The following is a 12565-nucleotide window of genomic DNA, read 5'->3' on the forward strand; positions in this document are numbered from 1 at the left end:
TCTTTTAAACATTGTAGTAGGAAAGACACGTTAATGTTTGTAACTGAGTTAGATTTTGAAGTGTACTGCGATACCTCAATGGCAGCGGTAGAGAAAGCGATTAATTATTGTTTGGATTGTTTACGTTATAACGGACAAGTGATTGGACGTGAATTACCAGTCCTAATGAAAGGCACTAACTTTGTTGCTCGTGTTATTTGCCCTGAAGAAGATTCTCTTCACCCTGATAACCATAGTCCACAAGTAAATCTAGCATTTAAACAATTAAGTGATTTTGGATTACTGCAACCAAAAGTAAAAGTCGTCGGCCAAGACATGAACTCGGATCCAAGTGATGAGAGTGAAAAGGTGAGCTGGCAAATTCTGTACACTACTCATTTACATACTTGCTCGCCAATTCGTCATGGTGAGACGCTTCAACCTATCCCTCTTTATCGTTTGCCTGCGGTTGCCAATGGCGATCAGAAACAATTTATTAAATGGCAAGAAGATTGGAGTGCGTGTGATCAATTGCAAATGAATGGGTCAGTGGTTGAGCATCCAGCATTGCATGAAGTGAGTTCAAGTGAGAGTCGTTTGTTTAAGCGCGGTTGGGATTTGTGTCGTCGTATGGAAGTACTGAGTGGTATTTCAACATATCTGTACATTTATCGCGTGGGTGGTGAAAACAAAGAAAAAGAATTAGCACGTAAATGCCCAGTATGCGATGGAGATTGGGCGTTAGAAGAGCCGATTCATGATGTGTTTGATTTTAAGTGCGATGAATGTCGATTGGTAAGCAATCTGTCTTGGGACTTTAAAGACTGAGATTGAGCTATATAGAGATTGATAAAAAAATGGGAGCTCATTGTGAGTGCCCATTTTTTATTTGCTAACGTTCTATTTTTTGTATTTGGCGAGAATACGATCCAATTGATTGGCAAATTCACGTCGATCAGTCTGAGATAATGCGGCGGGGCCTCCAGTATGAATACCACTTGCTCGCATTGTATCCATAAAGTCACGAATATTAAGTCGTGCTTTAATCGTTGCTTCGGTATAAAGCTCGCCACGAGGATTTAATACCTGTACTTTTTTTTCTATTAACTCGGCAGCGAGTGGAATATCACCACTGATCACTAAATCTCCCGCTTCAGAGCGTCGTACAATTTCATCATCAGCCACATCAAAGCCAGATTCAACTTGTATAGATTTAATGTTTGCAGCCGTAGGTACTGGAATATAGTGGTTTGCAACAAAAGTTAATTGGATCCCAGTTCGTGTTGCGGCACGGAAAAGTACTTCTTTTACCACTTTTGGACATGCATCAGCATCTACCCAAATTTGCATTATTTATTCTCCAAAGCGTTTAAACGCAGGGTTAATTCTTTTACTTGTAGTTCAAGCTGAACAATACGTTCATTGGTAGTTAACGTGTTTTCACGCACTTCAATTTTAGGTACATGAGCGCTGGCTTGAAATGATTTAATCGCAGTAATAATTGCAGGCATAGGAACTTGAGTACTTAAACGAGACTTAACAAGGGCGGTTGTTGGCTTCTTTCCTTCATTGGTTAAATCTTGCATTATTTTTAGCAGTTCATCCGTTACATTTTTCATCATGACTTCCTATATTTCATCTATGGGTATCATAACGAAAATAAAGTGATCAATGTATCGTTTTATGATTCGAGGAAATATCAGTGGATAGCTAAAGTGACAATGAGTTGTGCGAGATCTCTCACAGAGTAAGTGCGAAATTACGCTTATTTTATGGTTAATTATGACTAGTTTATTTTTAACTTACTGATTTTTAAATATTTGGTTCTTTCTTTGTTTTAATTTAACTTACATTAAGATAGAAAAATGCAATTAGAGTCTTGTTCAAAAAAGTCAAAAGCGTAATCTTATTGGTGTCGGAAGGATACTGACACGGAATAGGAACGACCAAGGATTTGGTACGCTTCAGGATGAAGCACTCGGTTACTTAGGATGAGTAATCGGCATGGAAAGCAAATTTGGACATTGAATGGATTCAATAGTAACTAGGATGGTTACGACTAAGGAAAGGCAATGGACACAGCTTAAGGATTAAGTGAAGAGAGTTAGCGATGGATTGTTAACGGATCAGGATTAGATCATGGACACCGCTAGGATAGCGCGAAAGGAATACGCTGACGGATTCAGCATACAATCAAGGATTTGATGCATGGAGCATACGGATAGCCGGATTGCTGCAAGTAAGGTTATAACCCCATTAGGCGAAAGCTTAGTGGGGTTTTTCTTTATTTTCTATTAAGTACTTATCTTCAATCAAATACCTACCTAGACTAATATTCTTGCGCCATGCGATACGGTGGTAAATTAAACTTTGCTGCTTTAAAGCCTATCATAATCAATTTGCCCGTATAGTGATCATCACCAATTGAAGAGAATTCAAATTCATAAGTGGTATATAAACGTTTTTTACCGCTAGGTAATTTAAAGCCATAAGATCCTCTTGCGACACTTAATAGCTGCAATTCCATTTTTTTACAGTATTGCTGGATAGCTTGGTGTGCGTATTCTGATTGTCTTCTTTGTTGCCAAAAAAGAAAACAGAAAAAGGTTAAGCCAAGTATTGCAAAAAGATTATCCATATCATTAGCTCTTGGTAGTTTGTTGTAACGTTAATAAGGCGTCTGCTAGTTTAGGATCTGCTTCTCCATGCAAGATCTGTAACATACACATACGTAATTTAGGTTGCATTACTAAATCGGAAAACAGCTGGTTGAACAGTTGTTGATCGCCCGTTTGAGCTAAACGAAGTAAAAATAAATTCGCAGTCGCTATATCTTCCAATCCAGTCCAACAACGTCCAGCAATCGCCACCAATACTTCAGGGTGACTGAGACGTTCACTCGATAAAATTTGAGTTAATGCTTGGGTTAGGATCTTTGTCTCTACACCAGAAAGAGCACGAATATGTGCAGATAGTAAAAATAGATCAGTACTATCATCATTACACAGTTCGCTAATAATTTCTTGCTGTTTTAGCGCTAACTTCTCTGGCAGGTCAATGTGCTCTAAGCAGCCAAGAGTGGCATATAAAACCGTAGTTGGTAAATGTGATAATGCTTTACGTAATGCTACGCCATTATTTTCTTTATCAAGATTTGCACAGACATCCGCTAAGCCCTGCACCCCAACAAACTGCCAGTTATCCCAACCATTATTACCAGAGAGGTAAGTTTGAGCATGCTCGTAATACTGACTCATAGGCTGTTTCAGCGTGGTACGTAATACACTGTGAAACATGGCCATCTTGTCATCTTTAGGCTTAAACGTGTATGGGTTACTTGAAAGCTTTTGTTGTTGCTCTTCGTTTAGATCGCCACTTAATGATACGCCAATAGCTTCAACAACATATTTAATAAAGTTACCGATATCACCTTGTTGTAATAAACCGCGTTCATCTAAAGGAAGTTTTAAAAACCAAATCCAAGGTTGTTTACTTTTATTCCAATACGCAATTGCTAAATGAGCATGACGTTGAAGAGGATAAGGATAAGGTTGCTGAGCCGCTTCTATGGATTCAAATTGTTTATTTGAAATAGGTTGTACACGACGACCTAAATCATAAATTGTGTACTCGCAATCTGATTGTTGGATAAGTTGGCTAAGCGTATAAATCTGGTCCATGATATGTCTTATTCTATGGTTAATATCGTGATTATACCCAAGCCTTGATAAGATGGTATCCTTTGTCATTAAAAGTATCAGAGAGTGCGAGTTCAATCGGTTATGACAGCATCGTTAGTATTATCAGAGTTACTAGAGCAGTTAGCTCAACAATTGGACTATCATGGGCACTGGCAAATTACTGCACCATCGATAGCTGATTTATCAAGTACAGAACCTTTTTCAATCGACACATTATCTGCTACTGAATGGCTACAGTGGATTTTCATTCCTAAAATGAATCAGCTAATTTCTCATGGTCAACCGACGCCAAAAGGGTTTTCGATTGCACCTTATATTGAAGAAGCATTAAAAGATGTTGATGGCTACATTGACATTGTTCGTTTATGTCACGCCATTGATGCATTAGGTAAATAAAGTGAATACAGAAGAAAACGCAGTGACTCACGATGAGTTATTAGAAGAGCAGGTTGAGCCAATTGAGCTTGAGATCGTTTATCGTGACGAGCACTTAATTGCGATTAACAAACCTGCGGGAATGCTAGTACACCGCTCGTGGCTTGATAAACATGAAACCGTATTTGCCATGCAGACATTACGAGATCAAATTGGTCAACATGTCTTTCCATTACACCGTTTAGACAGACCAACGTCAGGTATTTTATTTTTTGCATTATCAAGTGAAATTGCCGCTCAAGTTTCGCCGTTATTTGCGAGTAGAGAAATTAAGAAAACCTATCATGCGATAGTTCGTGGTTGGATAGAAGAAGCGGATACGTTGGATTATCCTCTTAAGAAAGAGTTGGATAAAATTGCCGATAAAAAGGCCTCAAAAGAGGTAGAAGCAAAAGAGGCGATTACAGAATACAAACCCTTAGCTAAGGTAGAATTGCCTTATTCAACCGGTAAGTTTCCGACCAGTCGTTATTGCTTAATGGAGCTTAAACCTCATACGGGAAGAAAACATCAGCTTCGTCGTCATATGGCACATTTGCGCCATCCAATCGTAGGGGATACGAGTCATGGTGATGGTAAGCACAATCGATTGTTTAAAGATAACTTGGATAGCCACCGTTTGTTATTACATGCATCAGAGCTGAGTTTTACTCATCCAATCACGGGTGAAAACACAGTAATAAAAGCAAACGTTGATGAAAAGTGGCAGAGATTAATGGCCGAGTTCGGTTGGGATGTTGAGTTATAGAACATTGAGTTAAAAGGCAATAAAAAAGGGAAGTGAGATAAACTCACTTCCCTTTTTTTAATCAAGATTTTTAATTCAAATCTTGATAATCAATTAAGATTATTTAGCCATTGCTTCGCTGCCGTTTTCACGGATTTTCTTAAGCATAGACTTAACGATACGTGGGCTACCAGCTACTAGGCCGCCAGTTTTCATGTAGTCAGTGTTGCCAGAGAAGTCAGTACAGATAACGCCAGATTCACGAGCGATTAGGTCTGCTGCTGCCATTTCCCAAGGCTTAAGGCCAAGAGCGAAGAAACCATCAATACGAGCTGCAGCTAGGTAACATAAATCTAGAGAAGGACAACCAGAGCTACGGATATCAGCACATTCAACAAACATTGCGCCTAGTACTTTTGAGTAGCTTTCTGTATGTTGTTTTTGACGGTATGGAAGACCAGTCGCAAGAATTGTTTCGTTCATGTCTTTTAATTCTTGAACACGAATACGTTGGTTGTTGCGTTGAGCACCAGAACCACGTTGAGCTGTGAATAATTCATTACGGATTGGATCGTATACACAAGCAACTTCTGTACGGCCTTTAATGCGAACCGCAATAGAGATAGAGAAGTGTGGGATACCTTTAACGAAGTTAGTCGTGCCATCTAATGGGTCAATGATCCATTGAACGTCAGCGTCTTTGCCTTCGATTAGGCCAGACTCTTCAGAAATGATGCTGTGATCAGGGTAAGATTTCTTGATCATGTCAACAAGCATGTATTGAGCATCGTTTTCGATGTTCGTAATAAACTCGTTATTGCCTTTTTTTGTTGTTTCAATTTTGTCAGTTTGCTCAAAAGATTTAGCAACAAAGTCACCGGCTTTACGCGCAGTACGTATAGCAATATTTAGCATTGGATGCATAGTTATATCCCAAAAGATGTTAAAGAACAGAAATCGGCGCGAGTATACATAAACTAACGTTTAAAAGGAAGCGTTTATTTTTTGTTCAGTTAGTGTCTTTCATTATAAAAAAAGCGATCGTTGGTTAAAATCTCTGGCATATAAAGAAGAAAGGGATATTGCTTTATGATAGTATCCGGCGGCTCTTTTCATCATATGGAAAAATAACATGCTAGATAGAATTCGTATTGTCCTTGTTGGTACTAGCCATTCAGGAAACATTGGGTCAGCGGCTCGTGCAATGAAAGTAATGGGCTTAACTAATATGGTATTAGTTGCGCCAGAGTGTGAAGTTGATGGTCAAGCCATCGCATTAGCGGCGGGTGCAAGTGATATTGCGAATAGAGCTCGTATTGTTAATACCTTAGATGAAGCTATTTCTGATTGTGGTTTAGTTATTGGTTCAAGCGCACGTTCAAGAACACTTGAATGGCCAATGCTAGAGCCTCGTGAAGCAGGTGTTAAAGCAATTGAAGAAGCACCAACACATCCTATAGCGTTTGTATTCGGTCGAGAAAGAGTAGGGTTAACTAATGATGAATTACAGAAATGTCATTTTCATGTGTGTATTCCTGCAAATCCTGAATACAGCTCATTGAATTTAGCTATGGCAGTTCAAACCATTAGTTATGAAGCTCGTGTGGCGTGGTTAGATAGTATTGCCTATAAAGGAGAATCAAAAGAAGCTGATTATCCTTTGAACAATGAATTAGAATTATTCTATGAGCATCTTGAAAAAGTCATGACAGACACCGACTTTATTAATAAGGCTCATCCTGGACAGGTAATGAACAAGATGCGTCGTATGTTTAATCGAGCTCGTCCAGAAACACAAGAATTACGTACTTTACGCGGTATCTTAACTGCGGTAGAAAGAAGCATAAAAGAATAATTATCAGTAAGTTAGAATACTTGACTAAAATAGTAGGATAAATACTTGACCAAAATAGTCAAGTATGGGAAACTTCATTCCATACGAATAATGTGGATATGAGGTAACTTATGAAATTAACTTCGAAAGGAAGGTATGCTGTAACTGCAATGCTCGATGTTGCACTGCATGCTCAAGAAGGCCCTGTGCCACTTGCCGATATATCGGAGAGACAAGGGATTTCATTATCTTATCTTGAACAATTATTCTCTAGATTACGTAAAGCCGGTTTAGTTGCTAGCGTTCGGGGTCCAGGTGGTGGTTATCGCTTAGGATTAAAACCTGATGAAATTGCGGTTGGAATGGTTATTTCAGCGGTTGATGAATCAGTAGATGCAACTAAATGTCATGGTAAAGAAGGCTGCCAAGGTGGAACGCGTTGTTTAACGCACACCTTGTGGCGTGATTTAAGTTCACGTATTAGTAGCTTCTTAGATGGTATTACTCTTGGTGAACTCATGGTTGATAATGAAGTTCAGCAAGTATCAGATAGACAAAATATCGATACAGCCTTAAATCATGGGTTAGTAACGGGTTCTAAAATAATAAATTCTGTGGGTGTTAATGTCCGCCTTTGACGGTCAAACGTCTGTATTCTCGGAGATGAAAATGAAACTGCCAATTTACTTTGATTATTCGGCGACTTGTCCTGTTGATAAGCGCGTAGCCGATAAAATGGTTCAACATATGACAATGGATGGATGCTTTGGTAACCCAGCATCACGTTCACACCGTTACGGCTGGCAGGCTGAAGAAGCAGTAGATACTGCTCGTGACAATATTGCAGCTTTATTAAATGCGGATCCACGTGAGATCGTATTTACATCAGGCGCTACAGAATCAGATAACCTTGCAATTAAAGGTGCTGCGCATTTCTATCATAAGAAAGGTAAGCACGTAATTACATGTAAAACTGAGCATAAAGCGGTTCTTGATCCATGTCGTCAACTTGAGCGCGAAGGCTATGAAGTAACGTACTTAGACCCAGAATCAAATGGTTTGGTTGATTTAGCTAAATTAGAAGCAGCAATGCGTGAAGACACGGTTCTTGTTTCTATTATGCACGTAAACAATGAAATTGGTGTGATTCAAGACATCACTGCAATGGGTGAGCTTTGCCGTTCACGTAAAATTATTTTCCATGTTGATGCAGCACAATCAGCGGGCAAAATCCCTCTTGATGTACAAGAAATGAAAGTGGATTTAATCTCTCTTTCGGCTCATAAAATGTATGGCCCTAAAGGCATTGGTGCATTGTACGTTCGTCGTAAACCACGTATTCGTTTAGAAGCGCAAATGCACGGTGGCGGTCATGAGCGTGGTTTCCGTTCTGGTACACTAGCGACTCACCAAATTGTTGGTATGGGTGAAGCGTGTCGTATCGCAAAAGAAGAGATGCAAAAAGATTATGACCATTGTTTAGCAATGCGTGATCGTCTTCTTAATGGTGTTAAAGACATGGAATCGGTACACATTAATGGTGATTTAGACCAGCGTGTACCACATAACTTAAACATCAGTTTTGAATTTGTTGAAGGTGAATCATTGCTAATGGCACTGAAAGATCTTGCAGTTTCTTCAGGTTCAGCATGTACTTCTGCAAGTCTTGAACCATCGTATGTACTACGAGCATTAGGTTTGAATGATGAATTAGCACACAGTTCAATTCGCTTCTCATTTGGTCGTTATACGACGGAAGAAGAGATCGATCATGCAATCACACAAATTAGCCAAGCAGTAAATAAACTGCGTGATATGTCTCCATTATGGGATATGTATAAAGAAGGCATCGACTTAAACACGGTTGAGTGGGCACACCACTAACACGGACGTTCCAGAATTTAGAGGTATTTATCATGGCTTATAGCGAAAAAGTAATCGATCACTACGAAAATCCACGTAACGTTGGTTCATTTGAAAAAGATGATCCATCAGTCGGTAGCGGTATGGTTGGTGCACCAGCGTGTGGTGATGTAATGAAGCTGCAAATCAAAGTATCTCCAGAAGGTATTATTGAAGACGCAAAATTCAAAACATACGGTTGCGGTTCTGCAATTGCGTCAAGCTCATTAGTAACAGAATGGGTTAAAGGTAAAACTCTTGACGAAGCTGCTGCATTGAAAAATGCTGAAATTGCAGAAGAGTTAGAATTACCACCAGTAAAAGTACACTGTTCAATCTTAGCGGAAGATGCGATTAAAGCAGCGGTATTAGACTACCGTAATAAGCACTAAGATTAAGTAACGTTATAAAGCGTCTTGTTTACGTAATATTGTGTAAATATGGCGCTTTATTGTCTAATATAGGTCGTTATTGATTAACGACACCCATGACCACAAAACAAATATAGTAAAAGGTTGTAGTATGGCCATTTCAGTAACTGAAGCAGCAGCAAGCCGTGTTCAAACATTTCTTGAAAACCGAGGAAAAGGCATTGGTCTACGTTTAGGCGTAAGAACCTCTGGTTGCTCTGGTATGGCGTATATTCTTGAATTTGTTGATGAACTAAACGAAGAAGACGAAGTGTTTGAAGAGTTTGGTGTGAAAATCATTATCGATCCTAAAAGCCTAGCTTATATGGATGGAACGGAATTAGACTTTGCCAAAGAAGGTCTAAATGAAGGTTTCCAATTTAACAATCCAAACGTAAAAAGTGAATGTGGGTGTGGTGAAAGCTTCAACGTATAGAGCATAACGTTAACTATGAATCATTTTGAATTATTTGGGCTATCAAACCAGTTTGAACTGGATGGTGGCCTTCTTTCTGCTCAGTTCCTTGAACTGCAGAAACGATTCCACCCCGACAACTTCGCGACCTCTTCAGAGCGTGACCGCTTGCTTTCCGTTCAAAAAGCGGCACAAATCAACGACGCTTATCAAACGCTTAAAAATCCAGTCACTCGTGCAGAGTATATATTATCAGAGCAAGGATATGACATTCGTGGTGAACAAACCACAATGCAAGATCCTATGTTTCTAATGCAACAGATGGAGTTACGAGAAGATCTCGAAGACTTACTTTCAAGTTCAGATCCTGAAAGTGCACTGTTTGATTTTTCAGAAAATGTCTCTGCAATGCGTAACACTCAATTAGCTGAATTAAAACAGCAATTAGAATCCGAGTTATGGCAAGATGCGGCACAAAGCGTTCGTAAACTTAAGTTTATTGATAAGCTAAACCAAGAAGTCGAAAAGTTAGAAGATAAATTATTAAATTAATCTTTGTTAGATTAATTAAGTGAAGGATATTACTCATGGCATTTCTACAAATTTCTGAGCCTGGACAAAGTGCAGCACCACATCAGCATAAGCTGGCAGTCGGCATCGATTTAGGCACAACTAACTCATTGGTCGCTTCTGTTCGAAGTGGTGAAGCAAATACCTTACCTGATGCAAAAGGTAACGTAATTCTTCCGTCCGTGGTGCAATATCAAAACGATAAAATTTGTGTGGGTGCCAACGCTTACCAATCAGCCGCTTCTGATCCTCAAAATACCATTATTTCAGTAAAACGCTTAATGGGACGCTCATTGAAAGATATTCAAGCGCGTTACCCTGATTTACCTTACCAATTTACGGAAAGTGATAATGGATTACCTGTGATCCGTACACCTCAAGGTGATGTGAATCCAGTTCAAGTATCAGCAGAGATCCTTAAATCATTATCTAACCGTGCTCAAGCAACGTTAGGTGGTGATCTTGAAGGTGTTGTAATTACAGTTCCGGCTTATTTTGATGATGCTCAACGTGCCGGCACAAAAGATGCGGCAACACTTGCAGGTTTAAATGTTCTACGTTTATTGAATGAACCAACAGCAGCAGCGATTGCTTATGGTTTAGATTCAGGTCAAGAAGGTGTTATTGCGGTTTATGATCTTGGTGGTGGTACATTTGATATTTCAATCTTACGTTTATCAAAAGGCGTATTTGAAGTATTAGCAACGGGTGGTGATTCTGCTCTTGGTGGCGACGATTTCGATCATCTATTAGCTCAATGGATTAAAGGCCAAGCAGGTATTACATCGGCTCTTTCTAATCAAGAGCAGCGTGAGCTTTTGACATTAGCAACAGAAACCAAAGTAGCCTTGTCTGATGCAGATTCTGTCACTGTTTCTTTTAAAGAATGGTCAGGCAGTATTACGGTTGATATCTTTAATCAATTAATTCAATCACTAGTGAAAAAAACACTAATGGCGTGCCGCCGTGCTCTTAAAGATGCAGAGATTAGTTCTGAAGAAGTAATGGAAGTGGTCATGGTTGGTGGTTCAACAAGAACACCTATCGTTCGCAGTTCTGTTGGTGATTATTTTGGTAAAATACCATTAACGAATATCGACCCTGATCAAGTGGTTGCTATTGGCGCAGCCATTCAAGCGGATATTTTAGTCGGTAATAAACCAGATGCTGAAATGTTATTGCTTGATGTTATTCCATTGTCTCTAGGTATTGAAACCATGGGTGGTTTGGTTGAAAAAATCATTCCTCGTAATACCACCATTCCTGTAGCGAAAGCGCAAGAATTTACCACGTTTAAAGATGGTCAAACAGGCATGATGGTTCATGTGGTTCAAGGTGAACGTGAAATGGTGGAAGATGGTCGTTCTCTGGCTCGTTTTTCACTAAAAGGCATTCCTCCGATGACAGCAGGTGCTGCGCACATTCGAGTCACTTATCAAGTGGATGCTGATGGTCTTTTATCTGTTACGGCAATGGAAAAAAGTACCGGTGTTCAATCTCATATTCAAGTAAAGCCTTCTTATGGTTTAAGTGATAATGAAGTGGCTACGATGCTTAAAGATTCAATGACGTTTGCAAAAGAAGACATGCAAGCGCGTGCATTAGCAGAACAACAAGTTGAAGCAGATCGAGTTATTGAAGGACTTGTTGTTGCATTAAATAACGATGGCGATGCCTTGTTATCAAAAGAAGAACAAGCAACAATTTTACAAGCAGTTGAAGCGTTAATTACTGTACGTCAAGGTACAGATACGCAAGCAATTGAAGATGGAATTAAACACGCTGATGAAGCAAGCCAAGAGTTTGCTGCGCGTCGAATGGATGCTTCTATTCGTGCCGCATTAGCCGGTCAATCTATTGATGAGGTATAGAAATGCCAAAGATTATTGTTCTACCACACAGTGAGTTATGCCCTGAAGGTGCAGTACTTGAAGCCAATGAAGGCGAAACGGTTTTAGATGTCGCTTTGAAAAATGGTATCGCTATTGAGCATGCGTGTGAGAAATCATGTGCATGTACAACGTGTCATATTGTTATTCGTGAAGGGTTTGATTCACTTGAAGAGAGTGATGAACTTGAAGATGACATGCTAGATAAGGCATGGGGTCTAGAACCAGAATCTCGTCTTGGTTGTCAAGCGAGAATGGCGAAACAAGATTTAGTGGTAGAAATTCCAAAATATACACTAAACTTAGCGTCAGAAGATCATTAATCTTACCTGATTAATTGAACTGTTTTTGATAAAGGTAAGAGATGAAAAGTAAGTGAGAAACTTACGTTTCAGAACTTACCTTTTTTTATATCTATAAAAAACAAACTCGTATAACTAAGGATAAAATTATGAGCATTAAATGGATTGATTCACGAGAAATAGCAATAGAGCTTTCAGAGCAATACCCAGAGATTGACCCTAAAACCGTTCGCTTTACAGATTTAAGAGAGTGGGTAATGGCTTTGGAAGGATTTGATGATGACCCTAACCATTCGGGTGAAAAAATACTGGAAGCCATTATTCTTTGCTGGATGGATGAGTGGGATTAGATGAGTAAATTTCATTTATTAGCGTATGAAATCCCACCAACCGATTGGATC

General features: G+C 39.3%; 17 protein-coding genes. 12 read left to right on the forward strand and 5 right to left on the reverse strand.

The features are described 5' to 3' along the window. The first annotated feature begins 33 nt into the window (after nucleotides 1–33). Entirely contained in the window at nucleotides 34–807 is a 774-nt protein-coding gene (locus Q1K78_RS02485) for a Zn-ribbon-containing protein (RefSeq protein ID WP_300174084.1), read from the forward strand. 72 nt (nucleotides 808–879) lie between these two features. Here the strand turns inward: Q1K78_RS02485 and Q1K78_RS02490 are convergent, their stop codons facing one another. From Q1K78_RS02490 to Q1K78_RS02505, 4 genes are all read right to left on the reverse strand, one after another. Next, nucleotides 880–1329, reverse strand: a complete 450-nt coding sequence (locus Q1K78_RS02490) for a YaiI/YqxD family protein (RefSeq protein WP_300174086.1) — start codon at nucleotides 1327–1329, stop codon at nucleotides 880–882. After that, nucleotides 1329–1598, reverse strand: a complete 270-nt coding sequence (locus tag Q1K78_RS02495; protein ID WP_300174344.1) for a hypothetical protein — start codon at nucleotides 1596–1598, stop codon at nucleotides 1329–1331. Before Q1K78_RS02495 ends, Q1K78_RS02490 begins: the two co-directional genes overlap by 1 nt. Nucleotides 1599–2308: 710 nt before the next feature. Beyond that, entirely contained in the window at nucleotides 2309–2617 is a 309-nt protein-coding gene (locus tag Q1K78_RS02500; RefSeq protein WP_300174089.1) for a DUF3301 domain-containing protein, read from the reverse strand. 4 nt (nucleotides 2618–2621) lie between these two features. Further along, nucleotides 2622–3659: a DUF3549 family protein gene (locus tag Q1K78_RS02505; RefSeq protein ID WP_300174091.1), complete on the reverse strand. Its 1038-nt coding sequence runs from the start codon at nucleotides 3657–3659 to the stop codon at nucleotides 2622–2624. Between the two features lie 102 nt (nucleotides 3660–3761). On the opposite strand from Q1K78_RS02505, the gene Q1K78_RS02510 reads away from it, so the two are divergent. Together Q1K78_RS02510 and truC are read left to right on the forward strand one after the other, a co-directional pair. Beyond that, nucleotides 3762–4076 (forward strand): YqcC family protein, encoded by a 315-nt coding sequence (locus Q1K78_RS02510; RefSeq protein WP_122036013.1) that lies wholly within the window; start codon nucleotides 3762–3764, stop codon nucleotides 4074–4076. 1 nt (nucleotide 4077) lies between these two features. Further along, the gene (gene truC / locus Q1K78_RS02515) at nucleotides 4078–4863 is read left to right on the forward strand and encodes a tRNA pseudouridine(65) synthase TruC (protein WP_300174095.1); all 786 of its coding nucleotides are present in this window, start codon (nucleotides 4078–4080) and stop codon (nucleotides 4861–4863) included. Nucleotides 4864–4962: 99 nt separating this feature from the next. Here the strand turns inward: truC and suhB are convergent, their stop codons facing one another. Then, nucleotides 4963–5766 carry an inositol-1-monophosphatase gene (gene suhB / locus Q1K78_RS02520; RefSeq protein ID WP_300174097.1) on the reverse strand — a complete coding sequence of 268 codons (804 nt, stop codon included), beginning with the start codon at nucleotides 5764–5766 and terminating at the stop codon, nucleotides 4963–4965. Between the two features lie 208 nt (nucleotides 5767–5974). Here suhB and trmJ point away from each other — a divergent pair, with 208 nt between their 5' ends. The 9 genes from trmJ (at nucleotide 5975) to iscX (ending at nucleotide 12514) form a co-directional block, all read left to right on the forward strand. Next, nucleotides 5975–6697, forward strand: coding sequence for a tRNA (cytosine(32)/uridine(32)-2'-O)-methyltransferase TrmJ (trmJ, locus tag Q1K78_RS02525; RefSeq protein WP_300174099.1), 723 nt, complete (start codon nucleotides 5975–5977; stop codon nucleotides 6695–6697). Nucleotides 6698–6807: 110 nt separating this feature from the next. Then, a complete protein-coding gene (gene iscR, locus Q1K78_RS02530) occupies nucleotides 6808–7314 on the forward strand; it encodes a Fe-S cluster assembly transcriptional regulator IscR (RefSeq protein ID WP_300174101.1) in 507 nt (168 codons plus the stop codon). A 31-nt stretch (nucleotides 7315–7345) separates the two neighbouring features. After that, on the forward strand, nucleotides 7346–8560 hold the full coding sequence (locus Q1K78_RS02535) for an IscS subfamily cysteine desulfurase (protein ID WP_300174103.1): 1215 nt from the start codon (nucleotides 7346–7348) through the stop codon (nucleotides 8558–8560). A 32-nt stretch (nucleotides 8561–8592) separates the two neighbouring features. Continuing rightward, on the forward strand, nucleotides 8593–8970 hold the full coding sequence (gene iscU, locus Q1K78_RS02540) for a Fe-S cluster assembly scaffold IscU (protein WP_012549523.1): 378 nt from the start codon (nucleotides 8593–8595) through the stop codon (nucleotides 8968–8970). A 130-nt stretch (nucleotides 8971–9100) separates the two neighbouring features. Beyond that, a complete protein-coding gene (gene iscA / locus Q1K78_RS02545; RefSeq protein ID WP_065592632.1) occupies nucleotides 9101–9424 on the forward strand; it encodes an iron-sulfur cluster assembly protein IscA in 324 nt (107 codons plus the stop codon). A gap of 15 nt (nucleotides 9425–9439) precedes the next feature. Beyond that, complete coding sequence (gene hscB, locus Q1K78_RS02550; protein WP_300174110.1) at nucleotides 9440–9955, forward strand: co-chaperone HscB; 516 nt, start codon at nucleotides 9440–9442, stop codon at nucleotides 9953–9955. Nucleotides 9956–9990: 35 nt separating this feature from the next. Continuing rightward, nucleotides 9991–11844 carry a Fe-S protein assembly chaperone HscA gene (gene hscA / locus Q1K78_RS02555; RefSeq protein ID WP_300174112.1) on the forward strand — a complete coding sequence of 618 codons (1854 nt, stop codon included), beginning with the start codon at nucleotides 9991–9993 and terminating at the stop codon, nucleotides 11842–11844. Between the two features lie 2 nt (nucleotides 11845–11846). After that, complete coding sequence (gene fdx, locus Q1K78_RS02560) at nucleotides 11847–12185, forward strand: ISC system 2Fe-2S type ferredoxin (RefSeq protein ID WP_300174114.1); 339 nt, start codon at nucleotides 11847–11849, stop codon at nucleotides 12183–12185. A gap of 128 nt (nucleotides 12186–12313) precedes the next feature. After that, nucleotides 12314–12514 carry a Fe-S cluster assembly protein IscX gene (gene iscX / locus Q1K78_RS02565; RefSeq protein ID WP_300174116.1) on the forward strand — a complete coding sequence of 67 codons (201 nt, stop codon included), beginning with the start codon at nucleotides 12314–12316 and terminating at the stop codon, nucleotides 12512–12514. The last annotated feature ends 51 nt before the right edge of the window (nucleotides 12515–12565 follow it).

Origin of the sequence: uncultured Aliivibrio sp. (assembly GCF_946479765.1) — a bacterium.
Lineage (GTDB): Bacteria > Pseudomonadota > Gammaproteobacteria > Enterobacterales > Vibrionaceae > Aliivibrio.

Bases quoted from the DNA above. Each gene is read 5' to 3' on its own strand.
- Q1K78_RS02485 (WP_300174084.1), top strand. From the start codon at position 34: ATGTTTGTAACTGAGTTAGATTTTGAAGTGTACTGCGATACCTCAATG.
- Q1K78_RS02490 (WP_300174086.1), bottom strand. From the start codon at position 1,329: ATGCAAATTTGGGTAGATGCTGATGCATGTCCAAAAGTGGTAAAAGAA.
- Q1K78_RS02495 (WP_300174344.1), bottom strand. From the start codon at position 1,598: ATGAAAAATGTAACGGATGAACTGCTAAAAATAATGCAAGATTTAACC.
- Q1K78_RS02500 (WP_300174089.1), bottom strand. From the start codon at position 2,617: ATGGATAATCTTTTTGCAATACTTGGCTTAACCTTTTTCTGTTTTCTT.
- Q1K78_RS02505 (WP_300174091.1), bottom strand. From the start codon at position 3,659: ATGGACCAGATTTATACGCTTAGCCAACTTATCCAACAATCAGATTGC.
- Q1K78_RS02510 (WP_122036013.1), top strand. From the start codon at position 3,762: ATGACAGCATCGTTAGTATTATCAGAGTTACTAGAGCAGTTAGCTCAA.
- suhB (WP_300174097.1), bottom strand. From the start codon at position 5,766: ATGCATCCAATGCTAAATATTGCTATACGTACTGCGCGTAAAGCCGGT.
- trmJ (WP_300174099.1), top strand. From the start codon at position 5,975: ATGCTAGATAGAATTCGTATTGTCCTTGTTGGTACTAGCCATTCAGGA.
- iscR (WP_300174101.1), top strand. From the start codon at position 6,808: ATGAAATTAACTTCGAAAGGAAGGTATGCTGTAACTGCAATGCTCGAT.
- Q1K78_RS02535 (WP_300174103.1), top strand. From the start codon at position 7,346: ATGAAACTGCCAATTTACTTTGATTATTCGGCGACTTGTCCTGTTGAT.
- iscU (WP_012549523.1), top strand. From the start codon at position 8,593: ATGGCTTATAGCGAAAAAGTAATCGATCACTACGAAAATCCACGTAAC.
- iscA (WP_065592632.1), top strand. From the start codon at position 9,101: ATGGCCATTTCAGTAACTGAAGCAGCAGCAAGCCGTGTTCAAACATTT.
- hscB (WP_300174110.1), top strand. From the start codon at position 9,440: ATGAATCATTTTGAATTATTTGGGCTATCAAACCAGTTTGAACTGGAT.
- hscA (WP_300174112.1), top strand. From the start codon at position 9,991: ATGGCATTTCTACAAATTTCTGAGCCTGGACAAAGTGCAGCACCACAT.
- fdx (WP_300174114.1), top strand. From the start codon at position 11,847: ATGCCAAAGATTATTGTTCTACCACACAGTGAGTTATGCCCTGAAGGT.
- iscX (WP_300174116.1), top strand. From the start codon at position 12,314: ATGAGCATTAAATGGATTGATTCACGAGAAATAGCAATAGAGCTTTCA.